General features: G+C 51.7%; 15 protein-coding genes. 6 read left to right on the top strand and 9 right to left on the bottom strand.

Annotated elements, in window-relative coordinates:
* Positions 1–4: 4 nt before the first annotated feature.
* Genes BLQ88_RS02965 through BLQ88_RS02955 form a run of 3 tightly spaced genes read right to left on the bottom strand, consistent with a single transcriptional unit; the run spans position 5 to position 3,388 of the window.
* Positions 5–1,159, bottom strand: coding sequence for a glycosyltransferase (locus BLQ88_RS02965; RefSeq protein WP_090146570.1), 1,155 nt, complete (start codon positions 1,157–1,159; stop codon positions 5–7).
* Positions 1,160–1,193: 34 nt separating this feature from the next.
* On the bottom strand, positions 1,194–2,348 hold the full coding sequence (locus tag BLQ88_RS02960) for a glycosyltransferase (RefSeq protein WP_229212552.1): 1,155 nt from the start codon (positions 2,346–2,348) through the stop codon (positions 1,194–1,196).
* Positions 2,345–3,388: a hypothetical protein gene (locus BLQ88_RS02955; RefSeq protein WP_090146568.1), complete on the bottom strand. Its 1,044-nt coding sequence runs from the start codon at positions 3,386–3,388 to the stop codon at positions 2,345–2,347. Before BLQ88_RS02955 ends, BLQ88_RS02960 begins: the two co-directional genes overlap by 4 nt.
* 285 nt (positions 3,389–3,673) lie before the next feature.
* Between BLQ88_RS02955 and BLQ88_RS02945 the strand changes: the two genes are divergently transcribed.
* Positions 3,674–4,552: an alpha/beta fold hydrolase gene (locus BLQ88_RS02945; protein WP_090146562.1), complete on the top strand. Its 879-nt coding sequence runs from the start codon at positions 3,674–3,676 to the stop codon at positions 4,550–4,552.
* Positions 4,553–4,603: 51 nt separating this feature from the next.
* Here BLQ88_RS02945 and BLQ88_RS02940 read toward each other — a convergent pair whose 3' ends face one another.
* The 5 genes from BLQ88_RS02940 to BLQ88_RS02920 are packed head-to-tail and all read right to left on the bottom strand — an operon-like array spanning position 4,604 to position 7,772.
* Positions 4,604–4,972: a VOC family protein gene (locus tag BLQ88_RS02940; protein ID WP_090146560.1), complete on the bottom strand. Its 369-nt coding sequence runs from the start codon at positions 4,970–4,972 to the stop codon at positions 4,604–4,606.
* Positions 4,973–4,999: 27 nt separating this feature from the next.
* On the bottom strand, positions 5,000–5,509 hold the full coding sequence (locus BLQ88_RS02935; RefSeq protein WP_090146558.1) for a cupin: 510 nt from the start codon (positions 5,507–5,509) through the stop codon (positions 5,000–5,002).
* Between the two features lie 25 nt (positions 5,510–5,534).
* Positions 5,535–6,119 (bottom strand): nucleotidyl transferase AbiEii/AbiGii toxin family protein, encoded by a 585-nt coding sequence (locus BLQ88_RS02930; RefSeq protein WP_229212551.1) that lies wholly within the window; start codon positions 6,117–6,119, stop codon positions 5,535–5,537.
* Positions 6,116–6,424, bottom strand: coding sequence for a DUF6922 domain-containing protein (locus BLQ88_RS02925; protein WP_090146554.1), 309 nt, complete (start codon positions 6,422–6,424; stop codon positions 6,116–6,118). Before BLQ88_RS02925 ends, BLQ88_RS02930 begins: the two co-directional genes overlap by 4 nt.
* 7 nt (positions 6,425–6,431) lie before the next feature.
* On the bottom strand, positions 6,432–7,772 hold the full coding sequence (locus BLQ88_RS02920; RefSeq protein ID WP_090146552.1) for an amidohydrolase family protein: 1,341 nt from the start codon (positions 7,770–7,772) through the stop codon (positions 6,432–6,434).
* 122 nt (positions 7,773–7,894) lie between these two features.
* On the opposite strand from BLQ88_RS02920, the gene BLQ88_RS36635 reads away from it, so the two are divergent.
* Both BLQ88_RS36635 and BLQ88_RS02915 read left to right on the top strand, forming a co-directional pair.
* Complete coding sequence (locus BLQ88_RS36635) at positions 7,895–8,071, top strand: DUF6496 domain-containing protein (protein ID WP_176884874.1); 177 nt, start codon at positions 7,895–7,897, stop codon at positions 8,069–8,071.
* A gap of 205 nt (positions 8,072–8,276) precedes the next feature.
* Positions 8,277–12,155: a PAS domain S-box protein gene (locus tag BLQ88_RS02915; protein ID WP_090146550.1), complete on the top strand. Its 3,879-nt coding sequence runs from the start codon at positions 8,277–8,279 to the stop codon at positions 12,153–12,155.
* Here BLQ88_RS02915 and BLQ88_RS02910 read toward each other — a convergent pair.
* Positions 12,152–13,009, bottom strand: a complete 858-nt coding sequence (locus tag BLQ88_RS02910; RefSeq protein WP_090146548.1) for an SDR family oxidoreductase — start codon at positions 13,007–13,009, stop codon at positions 12,152–12,154. The two genes, BLQ88_RS02915 and BLQ88_RS02910, sit on opposite strands and share 4 nt — an antisense overlap.
* Before the next feature lie 237 nt (positions 13,010–13,246).
* On the opposite strand from BLQ88_RS02910, the gene BLQ88_RS02905 reads away from it, so the two are divergent.
* From BLQ88_RS02905 to BLQ88_RS02895, 3 genes are read left to right on the top strand one after another with little or no spacing between them, the layout of a single operon-like run.
* Positions 13,247–14,518, top strand: a complete 1,272-nt coding sequence (locus BLQ88_RS02905; RefSeq protein WP_090147101.1) for an NAD(P)/FAD-dependent oxidoreductase — start codon at positions 13,247–13,249, stop codon at positions 14,516–14,518.
* A gap of 46 nt (positions 14,519–14,564) precedes the next feature.
* Positions 14,565–15,467 (top strand): magnesium transporter CorA family protein, encoded by a 903-nt coding sequence (locus BLQ88_RS02900; protein ID WP_090146546.1) that lies wholly within the window; start codon positions 14,565–14,567, stop codon positions 15,465–15,467.
* 55 nt (positions 15,468–15,522) lie between these two features.
* On the top strand, positions 15,523–16,695 hold the full coding sequence (locus BLQ88_RS02895) for a fibronectin type III domain-containing protein (protein WP_090146544.1): 1,173 nt from the start codon (positions 15,523–15,525) through the stop codon (positions 16,693–16,695).

Here is a 16,695-nt window from a genome sequence, read left to right as displayed (position 1 = left end):
GTAGTTAGTTTTTTTGAACTTTCTTGTATTCTTCCAATAACTGATTGGCAACCACCTGGATGTCAAAATTTTCGGTAACCATCTTGTAGGCTCGATTTGCGATGCCTTCGGCGTAGGGCTTGTCTTGTAATATTTTAAGAAGGCCGTCGGCCACGCCGTCGCTGGTGAGCGGTGTCAGATAGGCTGCGTCATACCTGGCAATGTAGTCACCAAAACCTACACGGTCGGATACGAGCGCGGGCACGCCCGAAGTCATTGCTTCGAGTACTGCAATCGAAAATCCTTCGGAATAGGAGGGCGAAACGAACAGGTCCGCGTCGGCTAATGCTTCCTTTTTGATGGTGTCCGTCAGCATTCCCACGAGTTTTATGCGGTCTTGAAGATTATGTTTGCGGATAAAATCTTCGGTTTCGGCCTGGTAGCCATCGTCCGGGCCGGCCAGTATCAGCTGTGCATTCGGTAATTGTTCATGCACTTTCTGAAATGCAGGTAAAAGCAGGTCGAGTCCTTTCTTGATATTCAACCTGGCCAGAAAAAGCACCATTTGCTGGTCGGGTGAAATGCCATGTTTGGCCCTGAAAAGGCCTTTCGCCGGTAAATTTGCCCTGTTATAGTCATCGAGCTTCATACCGTTGGGTACGATCACCATGTTTTTCGGCCGGTAACCCAGGTAGCGGATCACATCCTCTTCCTCATCGGTGTTGTTGATCTGGATCAGGTCGGCCTGGCCCAGCAGCTTTTTTTGGTACAATAAAGTGACTAAATCCTTCTTCCACTTGCTGTGCGCCACAGCCCATTTGTCGAGCAGGCCGTGAATGGTAATTACTTTCACAGCCCTGGAAGGGATCAGGAACGGCGCCAGGCTGCCGAAATGCCAGATTCCGTGCATATGCACGACGTCGTATTCATGGATGTGCTTTTTGAGGTATTTGTACAATTCTACGGAAAACTCCCGGTAAATGTTGCTCAGGGGCGTCGTACGCGCAACGGCAATCAGGCGGGCGCCCTCGGGTACGGGGTACATTTTTTCGCCGGGCGTCATCGGGCTCAGGATATCGACCTGGTGGCCTTGCTTCACTACCTCCGTGGTGTGGTCGTAAATAATGCGGGCCGGGCCTCCGATCGCCCATGTATATGCACAAATATTCAGTATTCGCATGCTTGGGGTTAATGTATAGTTGTGTTCGTTATGCTTACCGGGCTTTGCCAGCCAGCTCGCGGTAGGTCGCAGCCATTTGCGCAGCCACTGGGCCGGCCGCAAACGGAGCGATCAGTTTTAAAGATTCCTGTCCCATTCCGGCAATGCGGTCCGGGTTTTGGATAAACCAGGTTAAATGCTTTTCCAAATCGGCCTGCTGTGTATGCTTGAATGTAAATCCATTCACGCCATTTTGTACGAGGTCGCCGACGCATCCGCAGGTTTCCGATACGATGACCGGCATTCCGCATACCATTGCCTCGTTTACCACCAGTCCCCACGGCTCCGATTGGCTCGGCAGCACCAGCACGTCGCTCTTCGCCAGCCAGTCCGGCACCTGGTACCATGGAAACCCGCCCGCGAAAATGACCTTATCGGCAATGCCCGAATCACTTACCAGCTTTTCCAGCCGTTCCTTTTCCGGACCGCCGCCCACAAAAAGCAGCTGCCAATCCGAACCGGTCGTTTTCACAGCTTGGGCAAATGCAAGGATCAATGTTGTCAGATTCTTCTCCGGCGCAAGTCTTCCTACATATACGAATTTCCTGGAAACCACATTCGCAGCAAGTTCCTTTTTAGCTGCATCATACCGCTGCCGGATCATCTGCTCGTCGATCACCGCCGCATTACGCACTGTGATAGCACTTTTCGCGACGCCCAGGCTTTCCAGGTATTCCGCGGATGTTTTTCCAAAGCAAAAAAATGCATTGGCGCGGTTTACGATCACTTTTTTAACCCTCTCTTTCCAGCTGGAACGATTATGATCGGCGGAGGACGATTCCGATGAAAGCACCACTTTCACGCCTTTTCGGCGCGCATGGAACATCAGCAGCACCTGCGCCCAGTCGAAATAGCCGGTGATATTGAGCACGTCGGGCCGGTATGCATTGAAAACTTTGAAAAGCGCCTCACGCCGCTCGCGGAAACTCACCTGGTCGAGGCTGCGTTCGAAAAGGACTTTGTAAGGATAATCGTAAACGACCGTATCGTCGCTTTGCATTACCTTCCGGCTTTCCTCGTATAATGCGATTTGCGCAACAAGCAGTTCATCCGAAGAATCCGACCGTTTGATAGCCCTATCGATCTCGCTGAAAAGCTTCGACTTATAATGCGCCCATAATTGGTTGTGAACGATCAGTACCCGCATCATTTCCGAAGGTTAAGATATTCCTGAAACAATGGATACAGGTTGTCGGCCAGGAACACCTGCCCGCCGCTGTTGAAATGCACGACGTCCATTTTACGGTACCGGTCTTTTGAAACACCGAACTTGAATTCGTCTATCAGCCTGATATTCTTTTCTTTGGCGAATGCCACGATCTCCTGGCCCTGGTCGTTGAAATGCCCGAGGTCGATCTCGGAAGTCTCAGGATGCAGGTAAATGAACATTGGTATGCTGTCCTTTTGGGCGATTTCGTAAAGCTGCCCGTAGCCGGGATTGAATGTGAGGCCGGGCTTGCGGATACCCGCGTCATTCAGTTTTCTGGCCTCCACCGTGTCTTCTACTGCCTTCGCATCCGCGGCAACGTGTGCGCTATCGGTCACGTCGGGTTTTACAATGGCGATATTATCCTGCTTTTTCTGGGGTTCGGGCGCGAAGAAAAGAGTATCCAGGAAATAGAATAACATCCACCGATACCGGTCCCAGAGCTCGTAAAGCGCTACTTTGTACTGTTTGTTGGGCCATCCCGGATCTACACCTACCGGGCTCTGGTGCGACATAATATCGTGCGCATCGTGGCTGCTCGTCACGAGGCATATCAGTTTGGCTTTGAAAGTGCCGTATTTTTTGAGGTAAGCGGCGATGTTGTCCGGCCCCCACGAACCCGCGGAAATGTTCAGCACGCGGACGCGTTTGTTGAAGTCTTTCAAAAATCGCTTTTCGAGCAAGGTGGAAGCAACGCTGTCCTGGTCGGTAAGGCTGCCGCCGTTCACGACCGAATCGCCGATCAGCAATATAATCAGGCTGTCGGTAGGCAGCAATTCTTCGTTCCGCATGGAGAGGCTGTTGGTGCGCAGCACCTGACCGAACCTTTTGACGTCCTGGTTAGGTGCGTATATATATTCAAAATCAGGGTCGGAGACGTAGAGCGGCGAGTTGCAAAAGCCATATTTTACCCTTAGTACAACCTCGGTGATCCCCGCAAGAACGACAATAGCAATTAAAAAACCGTAAACAAACTTTAACATCAAGTGGATCGTCTTCTGCGTCGAAAGTGACTGCAAATTTAGGATTACTTTTTCCAATTACTGCTTTTTCGGCTTTCGTTAACTAAATATCCGGGCATTTAATGTGGCATGGTCACTTCTGCTGATGTTCCTCCCCGCTGTTCATATACATCCCCAATTGCGCTTCCGGCACAGAGAATGCGCGAATGTGCCTGCAAGTCATTTTTGGGCCTCCCGCCGCTGGCACAGGTCTTTTTAGCGTGCGGTTGCAGTTTACCATCAATCAAGAACCTAAAAACAGAAATCATGGGATTTATAGCATCAAAAGCGGGTATCCACGGAGAATCGGTGCAGCTCTTTGTACACGAGGTAGGGCAGGGGAAGCCCGTCATATTCATCTCCGGCTGGCCGCTCAGCCACGAAATGTGGGAGTACCAGTTCAATGTTTTGCCCAAACACGGCGTTCGCTGCATTGCCTACGACCGCCGAGGCTTTGGTAAATCCGACAAACCGTGGAGCGGCTACGATTACGACACCCTCGCCGACGACCTTAAATCGGTCATCGAGGCGCTGGACCTGAACGACGTTACGCTCGTTGGCTTCTCAATGGGCGGTGGTGAAGTGGTGCGTTACCTGAGTAAATACGGCAGCAGCAGGGTTGCCAAAGCGGTGCTCATCAGTACCGTGCTTCCTTATATGTTGCACACCGACGATAATCCCGACGGCCTGCCGCAGGAAATGTTCGACGGGTTCGTAAAGGACATCGAAGACGACCGCCCCAAATTCCTGGCCGGTTTCGCCAAAGATTTTTATGGAAACGGATTTCTGAACAATGCGGTGAGCGACGAGATATTGAATTGGCACGGGATGCTCGCATTGCAAGGCTCGGGGCGTGCTACTACGCAATGCATCCGCAGTTTCAGCGCTACCGACTTCCGCAATGAAATATCGCTGCTGGATGTGCCTGTGCTGATCATCCATGGCGAGGACGATAAAACGGTTCCTATCAAAGTAAGCAGTGAACGCACCTCTGCCATGCTTCCGGGCGCGGAGTACATTGTATATGAAAGCGCGCCTCACGGACTGTTCATTACGCACAAGGAGCGTTTGAATGAAAATCTGGTTCAGTTTATCAATCAGGAGGTTGTGACGATCAGCAATCCGTACACCGATATTGCGTCATAATTGTACTTGCTTATCTGTCGCATGGGCAGCGTCATCGGCGCTGCCCATGTTTTATGCGATCATTTCAATCAGTTCAATGCGGTTACCGAACGGGTCGCGGAACGAGAAGCGGTTGCGATCCGGGATCTTGCTTTCATTTTTAAGCGCCAACCCATGCTTTTCGAGCAATGCGCGGGCTTCTTCCAGGTTGTCCACCTCGAATGCCGGATGGCGTTGCGAGATCGCATGAACCTCTTCGGCGCGGATATGCAGCTGAATATCGCCCATCTGGAACCAGATGGCGCTATGGGGAAGCGGGTAGCCCAGGTCCGTCAGTTCTTCCAGGCCTAATACCCCGCCGTAGAATTCCCGCGCCTGCTGCTCGGCACCCGGCGGAATGCAAAGCATGATGTGGTCGAGTCTTTTGAATTTAATCTTCATAGTCAGGAGTGATTTCGGGCATCAAAACTACACCCATATTTTGGATAAACCTTTCTCCAAACCCCAAATGGGGTCTAAAAGCGGGATAGGGACCTGGCGGATATTTTCCAATGCCCGCGGCCTGTCGCCCGCTTCGCCCCGGAGGATGTCGTAATCGCGGCCGTCGGGATAAGCGCCTACGACGGCAAAATCGGCAGAGGCTTCCAACTTCTTATGGCCGACGCCAGCCGGTATCACCAGCACATCTCCGGCGGTAACGTGCAACTTCTCGCCATGCTCCCCGCCCATATGCAGGAGCGCATTGCCCGCATACACGCCCAACACCTCATGCGTGATGCTGTGGTAATGATGGTAAGTAAACACGCCATTCCGCCACGAATTTGTCCAGTTATTCTCCGCAAACCGCTTTTCGAGCCACGCCGCACCCTCCTGGCCACTACCCTTGAAAGCACCATGGTAAACCAGCAGCGGAAACCTGCTATTAGGAATACTGCCGTCGTCTTTGAACTGGTAAGTGTGAGGTTGTGTGATGTTCATGGGGTTTTTGGTGTTGATGGTATCCTTATAGAATGCTTTTGGTATAAGCTTTCACTTTTTTTCGCAGACTCTCTTTAACCGCCGCCCAACTTATACCTAGTAAATCAATGGGGTCCGGCTGCGGGTCGGCATCCTCAAAATAGACCAGTGAACGGACTACCTGGCCCGGATCACTGGAAGGATATTTAAGGGCGTAGTAGTCGATCATTTCCTTTACACTAAACTTCCCTAAAAGCGCGTGTACATCCCAAAAGTCCTTTTTTGCACCTCTGCCGGCTACTGCGCCAAGTTTCATCGCAATCACATCCGGCAGTGAAGCAAGCCTTATGCCCTCGATATGTTCGACCGCGGCGATTTCATTATATTGATGTCTGATCAAGTCCGTTTTGACACCGTCGATTTGATACAGCAATGTCTGATTCCGCGCATTCATTTCTAAGGCGGCCGGAAATACATTCGCGATCGCGTCTTTAACCTCCGCTAGGTCGAACGAATCTTTTGTAAACAAATCGATATCGACCGAAATCCGGTGTCCGAGTCGCAATGCAAGATTTGTTCCGCCCACGAGGCAAAACGATGCCAGCTCCGGCAAAGCCATGAGTTGTTTCAAGAGTTCCAGGGTTGGCCCTGCGACTGTCTCCTTGTGTAACATTTAAAATCGTTTTCTTGCAGGTCAAATGCGACGCAAATAAAGTTTAGAACATCCTTTTTAAGGTAAGCGGCCAACACGATCCGCTCCTTGAACCGATTAATGCCGTAGAAACGGATTACATTGATGAAATCTTCCCAGGTTCCATAATTGGACACTTTTTCCATTACAAACAGATCCTTTTCCTCGAAGTCGATCTGGTCGAAATCGACGTCCCAGAATGCTGTTTTGGATACGGCTGGCCTGTTGGCGGACGTGCTTTCCATTTCGCTATCAGTTTTTTAATGGCCCTTTACTCACCTCTTTCCCTTCCTTCCAAACGGATTCGATTTTGCGTGTGTTCCGGATGTCGGCGGAAGGATTGGCGGATAGGATGAGGAAGTCGGCTTTTTTGCCTTTTTCCAGCGTGCCTTTTTCGTTGTCGATGCGCAGGGCGGCGGCGGCGTTGCGGGTGCTGATGGTGATGGCTTGCGCGGGCGTGAGGCCGGCTTTGACCATCAGTTCCATTTCGAGATGCTCGGTGAAGCCCTGCGTCCGGATCGGAAATGCGCCGGAGTCGGTGCCGAGCGCTACCTTAATGCCCGCATCGTAGATTTTTTTCAGGTTGATCAGCGCCGTTTTGAATGCCGACATATTGCGCTGGTAGTCCGGTGAATTCTTGATTTTTTCACCATAAGCTTTATCCGTGATCATTTCGAAGACGCCCGGTTCGAGCGAGGCTTTGAAAAACGCGTCGTTGATCCAGTCGGGATTGCCGGCGTATACAAACTGGTATTCATCCAGCGAGAGCGTGGGAATGTAGGTGACATTTTTCTGCTTCATTTTGTTGAGCAGGTCCTGATCCACCTCCTTGTCGCGAATGCTGTGGGCGATGATGTCGATGCCGGCTTCGGTGAGCTTGCGGGCGTCTTCGACGTAGAACAGGTGCGCGGCTACGCGGATGTTACGCTTATGCGCCTCGCGGATAATGGCCTGGTAAATCTCCGGTTTCATTTTTTGTGCATTCCCGCCGTGGTCATCGACCCATATCTTGACGACCGTCGGTTTCACGGCCGCCAGTTTTTCTATCATTGCGGGCACATCTTCGGCGGTGTTGGGCCGTAGCAGCAGGTTCATCCACGAGCCCGGGTTGGGATCGGGGGTATTGAAACCGTAACCGGCCGAGTAGAGTCTGGCGCCGGGAAGCAATCCCGCCTGGGTGGAGTCGATAAAACCGTTGAATATCAATGGACGATCGGTACCCATGGCGAGCACGGCGCTTACACCATAATCTTCATATTTTTTAAGATGCCGCAACAGGTTCTCGCGGGTATAATTGTCGGCTGAGGACGTAGTTCCTTTGAGCGTCCCCACGTGTGCGTGGGCGCATATGAGCGAGGGCATGACGGTTTTGCCAGCAAGATCGATTTCCCGGGCACCGTTGGCTTTAATACCTTTTTCAATGGCGGCGATTTGCCCGCTGGTAACCAGAATGTCGGTATTGGTACGCGGTGCAGAACCGGTACCGTCGATTACCGTGGCATTTTTAAAAAGCACGGAACCGGAATTTTGAGCCACGGCGGCCATGCTCAAAAGAGTGCCCGTCAATTGGAATAACAATAATCTTTTTTTCATGAACTACGGGTTTAGAGTACAGCGGAATGCGGCAGCGGCGCATTGGTATACATTTTGATCCTATAAAACGCACGCCAGCCAGGTGCGAAAAATAAAAACATCAACACCTAAAAAATAATATCATGGCCAAATATTCGAAAAAAGCGGGTGAAAAGGTTGAAGAGGTCTTGCACGAGCAAAAAGAAGGCAAGCTGAAATCGGGATCGGGGAAAAAGGTGACGTCGAAGAAACAAGCCATTGCCATCGGCCTTTCCGAAGCGCGCAAGGAAGGCGCCAAAGTCCCGAAAAAGAAAGATTAACAGCACTTTACATCAAACGCCCTTTTTCAATAACCGGAAAAAGGGCCTTTTTGTGAATAACATATTGTAATCGATCGAAATGTAGAATTTCTTTTAGAATATAATAAAATTAGCTTCCATATGCCGCTTGAATCCCTAAAATAGTTGAATAACTGCTATATTGTACGGCCACTACTGACGTCCCTAATTGTAAGTTTTTTTGAAAATGAATGACCTGAGGAAGGAGCTGTTGAAGCTGCTGCAAAAGGATGATCGTATCTTCGACTTGATCCAGGACTCGGCCACAGACGGATTATTGATCTGGAAGCATTCCAATCCCCGTGATTGCTGGGCTGATGCGAAATTGCAGCAGACACTGGCGTCCGGTATGGGTGTTCGGCAGGGTGACGATCGGCCAGTCTCACTTTTTGAAATCCCTTCATTTTCATTACATCTTGAAAATGCCAGAAAATGCTTTCCCCAAAGCCAGCAACCGCTCCACGGCACGGTAAGGGCTGTGGCGGGTAGTCTGCCCTCGCTGCGGCTTGCGATCACTTCCATGTGTGCATTCTCCGAATCGCTCGGCTGGCTTGTTTTATCGGGCTTCCGCCGCGACGATACACTCCCCGAGTTGCCCCGGTTGGTTACCAATACGGAGCTTTACCAATCCCTGCTGAACAGCAATGCGGTTTACGTCACGACCATCGACCTCGAAGGAAACTATAAGTACGTAAACGACCATTTCTGCGAATTTTACGGGCTGGAAAGGAGCGAGATCATCGGTAAATCCTCATTGAGCGGCGTCGTGCCGGACGACATCGAACGATGTTTGCAGGTAGGGGAACAATGCTTTGTCAACCCCGGAATGCCGCACCCGGTAATACTGCGAAAATTTTCGCGTCGCGACGGCGTGAAGACCACGCAATGGGAGTTCACCGGCATTGCCGACGAAAACGGCGTACTGACCGAGATATTCTGCCTCGGGTACGACATTACCCAGCAGCTCAAAGTGCAGCAGGATCTGTCGGTGCTGGTATCCAATATGCAGGACGTGCTGTTTACGATTTCGCCCGGAGGATTCTTCACCTATGTGTCGCCAAGCTGGACGTCGATGTACGGGCACACGATCGAGGAAACGGTGGGGCGGTCCTTTACCGAGTTCATTCACCCCGACGATTTCCATATTTGCTTCGAAGCATTGCGCATTACCTCCGAAACCGGCGTACCCGTTCCCGGTGGCGTGGAGCACCGTATCAGGCACAAGGACGGATCATGGTCGTGGAGCAACACGAGCGCCAATATCGACCCGGTGAGCAGGGACATTATCCTGACCAGCCACGACATCACCGAGTTGCGAGACTCGCGGGAGCGTTTGAAGGAATTGGCCGTAGTGGCTTCTAATACAACAGATTATATTGTAATAACAGACAGCCAGGGATTCATTACCTGGGTAAATAAAGCCTACGAAACGCATACCGGGTACAACAGGCGGGATGTGAAAGGCAAGAATCCCCTGCTTTTGCTCCGCGGTCCTGAAACCGACCCGGACACACTCGACCGGGTGTGGCTGCATTGCAGGGAAAAGAAGGTGGTCAGGGAAGAAGTACTTTGTTACACCAGGGCTGGCGTCAGTTATTGGGTCGACCTCAAAGTAACCCCCGTTTTCGACGATTACGGCAACTGCACCCATTTCATCGCGGTCGAAAGGGACATTACCGCCCGGAAAGAGGCGGATAAGGAGCTTAAACGGATCAAGGACATCCAGGAACAAACGAACAGCGTCGCACGCGTGGGCGGATGGGAGCTGTATGCGCGTACGGGAGAGCTCTACTGGTCGTCGACGACGAAGGAAATCCATGAAGTGCCGCTGGATTACGTACCCGATACCGAAACGGCCATTCAATTTTACAAGGAAGGATACAGCCGGGATGCCATCACCCGGGCGGTAAAGGAGGGGCTTGCTCACGGAACACCCTGGGATAGCGAGTTGCAGGTTGTTACCGCGAAAGGCAATGAGCTATGGGTGAGGACGATCGGGAATGCCGAAATCGTGGACGGCGTGTGCGTCCGCATTTACGGGGCGTTCCAGGACATTACTTACAAGAAGCAGGCAGAAATGGCTATCAAGAATTCGGAAGTCAAATTCCGCAGCCTGTACGATTCTACCAGCGATGCCGTGATCCTTTTTGACCGGAATGGCTACCTGGATTGCAATGATGCCGCATTGAAAATGTTCGGGATCGATTCCGTTGAAACCTTCCTGAGTATGCCCATGGGTGACTTGTCCGGTCTGAATGAAATGGGTATGGAGGGCCAGAAGACCCAGGGTAACCAGCATGTGCAGGCGGTTTACGAGAAAGGCAGCCATAGTTTTGAATGGAAATACAAGCGCTTCGGTGATTCGAAGGAGTCGTTCATTGCCGAAGTGCTGCTTAACCTGATGAAAGTGAATGATTCGGAGATCATTCAGGCGGTGATCCGCGACATTACTTTGCGGAAACGAGCGGAGCGGGAACTCCTCGAAGCACGGGAGCATGCCGAGGCGGCCAGCAAACTGAAATCGGAGTTCCTGGCCAATATGAGCCATGAGATCCGCACGCCGTTGAATGGGGTGGTCGGTTTTACGGATTTGCTGATGAAAACCAATCTCGACGAAACCCAGCAGCAATACATGTCGATGGTATTCCAGTCGGCGAACTCGCTGATGGACATTATCAACGACATTCTCGATTTCTCCAAAATTGAGGCCGGCAAGCTGGAACTGACGCCGGAGAAGACCGATCTGCTCGAAATTTGCGGCCAGGTAGCCGATATGGTAACTTATCAGGCGCAGCAAAAGCACCTGGAAATGCTGCTCAATATCCCGGCCGACATTCCGCAGTTTGTCTGGTGCGATTCGGTGCGGTTGCGGCAGATTCTTGTAAACCTGCTCAGTAATGCCGTCAAATTCACGAGCAAGGGGGAAATTGAGTTGAAAATAGAACTGTTGCAGAAGGTAAGCAGCCTTGATTATACGTTCCGGTTCTCGGTCCGTGATACGGGCATTGGCATTGATCCGCAAAACCAGCGGCGCATTTTCGAAGCATTCTCGCAGGAAGATTCCTCCACTACCAAGCGGTTTGGAGGCACCGGTCTCGGGCTTACTATTTCAAACAGCCTGCTCGGATTGATGAGCAGCCGGCTGCAACTGGTGAGCAAGCTCGAACACGGGAGCACTTTCTTTTTCGATGCCACATTCCGGGCAATCGAGGGCGAAGACCGGTTCGAGTGGGAGAATGTGGAACAGATCGAAAGTGTGCTGATCGTGGACGATAATGCGCATAACGGGCAGATTTTGAAGGATATGCTCGCCAACAAGCGCATTGGAGCCGACTACGCCGGCAGTGGTGAGGAAGCGTATAACAGGCTGTCGTCGGGCAGACAGTACGATGTAGTGCTGATAGACTGCCAGATGCCGGGCTGGGACGGCATTGAAACGATCCGGAAGCTAAGGAAGCTGGAAGGCCCCGTCGCAAATCAGCCGGTGATATTGCTGAACGATTCGTTTGACGAGGAAGCGCTAAGCGGTTTTAGTAATGAGTTGGATATCAGGCACTTTTTAGTGAAACCGGTTAAGATTCAGCAACTTTTCCACGCGCTGTCCGACCTTGGACTCAAAGCGAAAGTGCCGGAAAAGCGCGCGAAAATGCCGGCGCAGGACAAACTATCAGGCGAAACTTACGAAACAGGCGAAGTGAAAATACTCATTGCGGAAGACCACAAGATCAATATGCTGCTCGTGAAATCGATGCTGGGCAAGATATTACCGGGCAGCGAGCTGATCGAAGCGGCCAATGGAAAGGAAGCCATCGAGGCATTCCGCCGTACGAGCCCCGACATCGTTTTCATGGATATTCAAATGCCGGAAATGAACGGGTATGAGGCCACGCGCGAGATCAGGCAGGCGGATGGACCGCACGTGCCGATCATCGCGCTCACAGCCGGGACCGTCGTAGGCGAGCGGGAAAAGTGTATCGAAGCTGGAATGGACGATTACCTCACCAAACCGGTTTTAAAAGAAACGCTCGAAGCCGCAGTCCGCAAATGGCTTCTTAAAATGAACTAGCCGTTAATTACCTGCCCGCCATTGGGGTGGAGTACCTGCCCGCTCATGTACGAGGCGTCCTCGCTGGCGAGGAAAACGTAGCAGGTTGCCACCTCGCAAGGCTGTCCCGGGCGCTTAAAAGGCGTATCTTTCCCGAACTTTTTCACCCGCTCCGAATCGAAAGTGGAGGGGATCAGCGGCGTCCAGATCGGCCCCGGCGCTACCGCATTCACCCGGATGCCCTTTTCCGCCAGGTTACCTGCCAGCGAACGTGTATACGCGACGATCGCCCCTTTGGTAGAGGAGTAATCGAGCAGCGACGGACTGCCGTGGTAGGCCGTTATGGATGTAGTATTAATAATGGAGTCTCCCTCGCCGAGATGCGGCAATGCGGCCTGTGTGAAATAGAAGAAAGAAAAAATGTTGGTGGCAAATGTATCGCTCAGCTGATCGGCTGAGATCTGGTCCACACTGTCCTTCGGGTGCTGTTCTGCGGCATTGTTGACGAGGATATTCAGCTTCCCGAACTCGTTGACTGCGCGGCTTACGGCTTCTTTGCAGAACGCCTCGCTGCGGATGTCGCCCTGGATGAGCAGGCAGTTTTTTCCTTCGGCTTCCACCATCGCTTTCGTATCGGCGGCGTCCTGGGTTTCATCCAGGTAAACGATGGCCACATCGGCGCCTTCCCGGGCGAAATGCACTGCCACCGAGCGCCCTATGCCACTATCCCCACCGGTAATGAGGGCTGTTTTGCCCTGTAATTTGCCGCTTCCACGATAGTTTTCGCGGATCACCACTGGTGCCGGGTCCATTACTTCTTCTATGCCGGGCTGCGAACTTTGCGTTTGCCCGCGGGTATCGATGTCTAAACTCATAATGCTTGAATGTTTTGTAGATTCGGCGCCTTGTCAAAAAGCACATGCCAGTCGGAAACTGCCGGTACCCGGCGCATTGAGCAATGGCCCGTTGCTGGAAATGAGTAAGATTTTCACACCCGGTTGCATGCATTTGAGCCCCAAATGCGGGATGCGGTGCCTGCGGATGCGTTCGGCATGGTTATTAATGCAAGCACGCGTTGCGGCGCAAACACCGGCCGGCAAACGTGTAGCAATATGGATTCAAAAAAAGTGGTGATCGTGGGCGGAGGGTTCGGCGGCATTAACCTCGCCCAGAAGCTTTCCCGGAATAAATCGTTTCAAATCGTATTGGTGGACAAGAACAACTATAATTTCTTCCCGCCACTGCTCTACCAGGTAGCGACGGGTTTTCTCGAAGCTTCGAATGTCAGCTATCCTTTCCGCAAGTTTTTTCAGGACAAAAACAACCTTCGGTTCAGCCTCGGCGCTTTTGAAAGGGTTTTTCCAAATGAAAAGAAGATCGCGACGGAAAGCGGCGATATTTACTACGACTACCTCATATTCGCGACCGGCACCGAAACCAATTATTTCGGAATGGAAAATGTGCGGAAAAATGCGGTACCGATGAAAACCGTGCAAGACGCCCTCGCATTGCGCAACCATGTTCTACGGTTGAAAGAGCAGGCGAGCAAGAAAACCGACGCCGCCACGCGCAGGAAACTGCTGTCCATCGTGGTAGCCGGCGCGGGCCCGACGGGCGTGGAGGTTTCGGGAATGCTCGCGGAAATGCACAAGGGTATTTTCAAAAAGGATTATCCCGAGTTGAAACGAGAAGAAGTACAAATATACCTCGTAGACGCATTGCCAGTGGTACTGAACCCGATGAGCAAAAAATCGCAGGAGGAAACGCTTGCAGAGCTGCGCGGATTAGGTATAGAGGTGCTGCTGGACCATGCGGTGAAAGACTACGACAATGGAATAGTCACATTTGCCAATGGGAAGACGATCGAAACCGAAACCCTGATCTGGACCTCGGGCGTGACAGCGACGGCATTGCCCGGCTTGCCGGAAGATGTTCTGGGCAAAGGAAAACGCGTGCTGGTGGACGCCTACAACCGCGTGAAGGGCTTTGACGACGTTTTTGCCATCGGTGACATTTGCCTGATGAACGCCGATGAAAAATTCCCAAACGGTCATCCGCAGCTGGCCCAGGTAGCGATCCAGCAGGGACGTAACCTGGCGCATAACCTGCCGCTGTGGCGGGGAGGAAAGTCGCCGAAGGCTTTTGAATACAATGATAAGGGCACGATGGCGATTATCGGTATCAACAAAGCCGTTGCCGATCTGCCGGGCTTGCATTTCAAGGGCTTTATCGCTTATTTTCTATGGCTGGTCGTGCATTTGTTTTCGCTGATCCGCTACCGTAATCAGGTGAAAACGTTTTATAACTGGATGGTTGCGTTCTTTACGAGGGACCAGTCGCTGCGATTTATCATGGATTCCAAGCCCGAAAAGCCGGCGCATTGATCTGAATATTTTTATTTGACATTCTAAATTTTAGCAGCATTTCCTTATGATCCAGACTATTGCAGATTCGTCCCAGTACCCGTTCGAATGGATCGATGTGACGAACCCCGATGATGAGGAATTAAAACAGATCAGGAAAAAGTATGCATTGCACGACTCATCCGTGAAAGACTGGCTGCAACCCGACCATTTGCCCAAATACGAGACCGTCGGCGACTATGTGTTCATCATTTTCAGGATGCACAGCGAAAAAGTAGGTACAGAAGCCGATACCGTTGCCGAACTGACCGATAAGCTGGCCATTTTCATGACGAAGGAGGCCGTGATCACCATGCACAAAAAGGAGTGGACCGCGCCGGAAACCATTCGCGAACAGCAAGTCGATCCGCATTCGTGCGAGGACACGCATCACCTGGTAAATGAAATTATCAAAGCCTGTATTGCCACTTACGAGGGGCCGTCGTTGAAACTGACCCAGGATATCGAGTATTACGAGGAAAATATGTTCCTCAAAAATCGCAAGGCCTCCCTTTTAAAAGGACTATATTACCTGAGAAGAAGGGTAGAGGTAACGCGGCGCATACTGATGCTTTCGCACGAAATCGTTGACAAAATGGATATCCCGGGGCATTCCAACACTTACACGCGCGACACGCGCGACCTGTACGTGAAGCTGCACAACATTTACGACACATTATTCGAGAATATGAACCACCTGGTAATGGTTTATTTCTCGATTTCTTCGCAGCGCACCAACGAGATCGTGCGCGTGCTTACGGTGTTTTCGGTGTTTTTCATGCCGCTCACATTCATCGTCGGCATTTACGGAATGAATTTCGATTTCATGCCCGAACTGCGCCTCAAATGGGGTTACCCGGGTGTAATGATGCTGATGGGCCTGATTACTTTCGGGATTTATGTGTGGTTTAAAAGGCGCGGATGGCTTTGAGTGGTGGCATCAATGCTTTTAAACGCTATTTTTGCCTCCCTACTTTCCCGAATCTATGAACCGAACTTTTACGCTACGCACATTTCCGCTAATCATCGTTTTCTGCATTGCCTTCATGGCTCCCGTCCGCATTTGGGCGGCTATTCCAAAGGCACCATCCACATTGGTTGCCATGGCCGCGTCGGGGAGCCAGATCAACCTTACCTGGCTGGATTTGGCGAAGGACGAAACGGGTTTTGAAGTAGAACAATCGGCGGACGGGACGAAATTTGCCAAAATCGCCGATTTGCCCGCCAATACCGTAATTTATCAGGACAAATCACTCAAACCTAACACCAAATACTGGTACCGTGTGCGGGCCAAAAACGCTTCCGGCGCCTCGGCCTGGTCCAGCCTCGCCAATGCTACCACGTTTCAAGTACCCCCTGACGCGCCTTCCAACCTGACGGCCACGGCCGTCTCCACTTCGCAAATCGATCTGAAATGGGCGGATAACGCCGATAATGAATCAGGATACCAGGTCGAGCGCTCGCAGAACGGGACGACTTTCACGAAAATCGCCGACCTTGCCGCCAACATTACGACCTACAAAAACACCACGCTGGCCGCCGCGACCGAATACTTTTACCGCGTCAGGGCTGTGAATGCGGCCGGGGCTTCGGCATACAGCAATACAGGTTCTGCCAAAACCCAGAACATTCCCGTACCGGACGCGCCGACCAAACTGACGGCAGTACCCACTGCACCCGACCTGATTCAATTGCGATGGGCCAAGCCGACGGCTAATGCCGCGGAAATTGTGATAGAACGTGCAAAAGGTGACGGGAGCTTTGCTCAAATCGCCAAGGTAGCGGCGTCGGTACTGCAATACGAGGATAAATCAGAACTTGAAACCGCCGATTATTTGTACCGTATCAAGGCCGTGAATGCGGGCGGCTCCTCGCCTTACAGTCTGATCGCGATCGTGCGCGCGGCTTCCATCATTACCGGCGTTGAATCTCCGAACGACCAGCATTCGATTTATATGGCCGGCACGACGCTCGTGGTAGCATTGAATAGTACTGCGGAGGCGAAGTTGTCGGTATACGATATGGCTGGTAGGCTGTGTAATGTGAAGAAAATCAGGCGGGAAGGACGCGTAGATCTCAGCTCGCTGCCCAATGGCGTTTATGTGGTTGTAACCGATACGGGCAATGAAGTAATATCGAAGCGAATACTGCTTTATTGA

Source organism: Dyadobacter soli (assembly GCF_900101885.1).
GTDB classification, from domain to species: Bacteria; Bacteroidota; Bacteroidia; order Cytophagales; family Spirosomataceae; genus Dyadobacter; species Dyadobacter soli.
Note: the sequence above shows the minus strand (reverse complement) of the source record. Positions and strands in the feature narration are given on the sequence as shown.

Coding starts and splice junctions, on each gene's coding strand:
- BLQ88_RS02965 (WP_090146570.1), bottom strand. CDS start 1,159: ATGCGAATACTGAATATTTGTGCATATACATGGGCGATCGGAGGCCCG.
- BLQ88_RS02960 (WP_229212552.1), bottom strand. CDS start 2,348: ATGATGCGGGTACTGATCGTTCACAACCAATTATGGGCGCATTATAAG.
- BLQ88_RS02955 (WP_090146568.1), bottom strand. CDS start 3,388: ATGTTAAAGTTTGTTTACGGTTTTTTAATTGCTATTGTCGTTCTTGCG.
- BLQ88_RS02945 (WP_090146562.1), top strand. CDS start 3,674: ATGGGATTTATAGCATCAAAAGCGGGTATCCACGGAGAATCGGTGCAG.
- BLQ88_RS02940 (WP_090146560.1), bottom strand. CDS start 4,972: ATGAAGATTAAATTCAAAAGACTCGACCACATCATGCTTTGCATTCCG.
- BLQ88_RS02935 (WP_090146558.1), bottom strand. CDS start 5,509: ATGAACATCACACAACCTCACACTTACCAGTTCAAAGACGACGGCAGT.
- BLQ88_RS02925 (WP_090146554.1), bottom strand. CDS start 6,424: ATGGAAAGCACGTCCGCCAACAGGCCAGCCGTATCCAAAACAGCATTC.
- BLQ88_RS02920 (WP_090146552.1), bottom strand. CDS start 7,772: ATGAAAAAAAGATTATTGTTATTCCAATTGACGGGCACTCTTTTGAGC.
- BLQ88_RS36635 (WP_176884874.1), top strand. CDS start 7,895: ATGGCCAAATATTCGAAAAAAGCGGGTGAAAAGGTTGAAGAGGTCTTG.
- BLQ88_RS02915 (WP_090146550.1), top strand. CDS start 8,277: ATGAATGACCTGAGGAAGGAGCTGTTGAAGCTGCTGCAAAAGGATGAT.
- BLQ88_RS02910 (WP_090146548.1), bottom strand. CDS start 13,009: ATGAGTTTAGACATCGATACCCGCGGGCAAACGCAAAGTTCGCAGCCC.
- BLQ88_RS02905 (WP_090147101.1), top strand. CDS start 13,247: ATGGATTCAAAAAAAGTGGTGATCGTGGGCGGAGGGTTCGGCGGCATT.
- BLQ88_RS02900 (WP_090146546.1), top strand. CDS start 14,565: ATGATCCAGACTATTGCAGATTCGTCCCAGTACCCGTTCGAATGGATC.
- BLQ88_RS02895 (WP_090146544.1), top strand. CDS start 15,523: ATGAACCGAACTTTTACGCTACGCACATTTCCGCTAATCATCGTTTTC.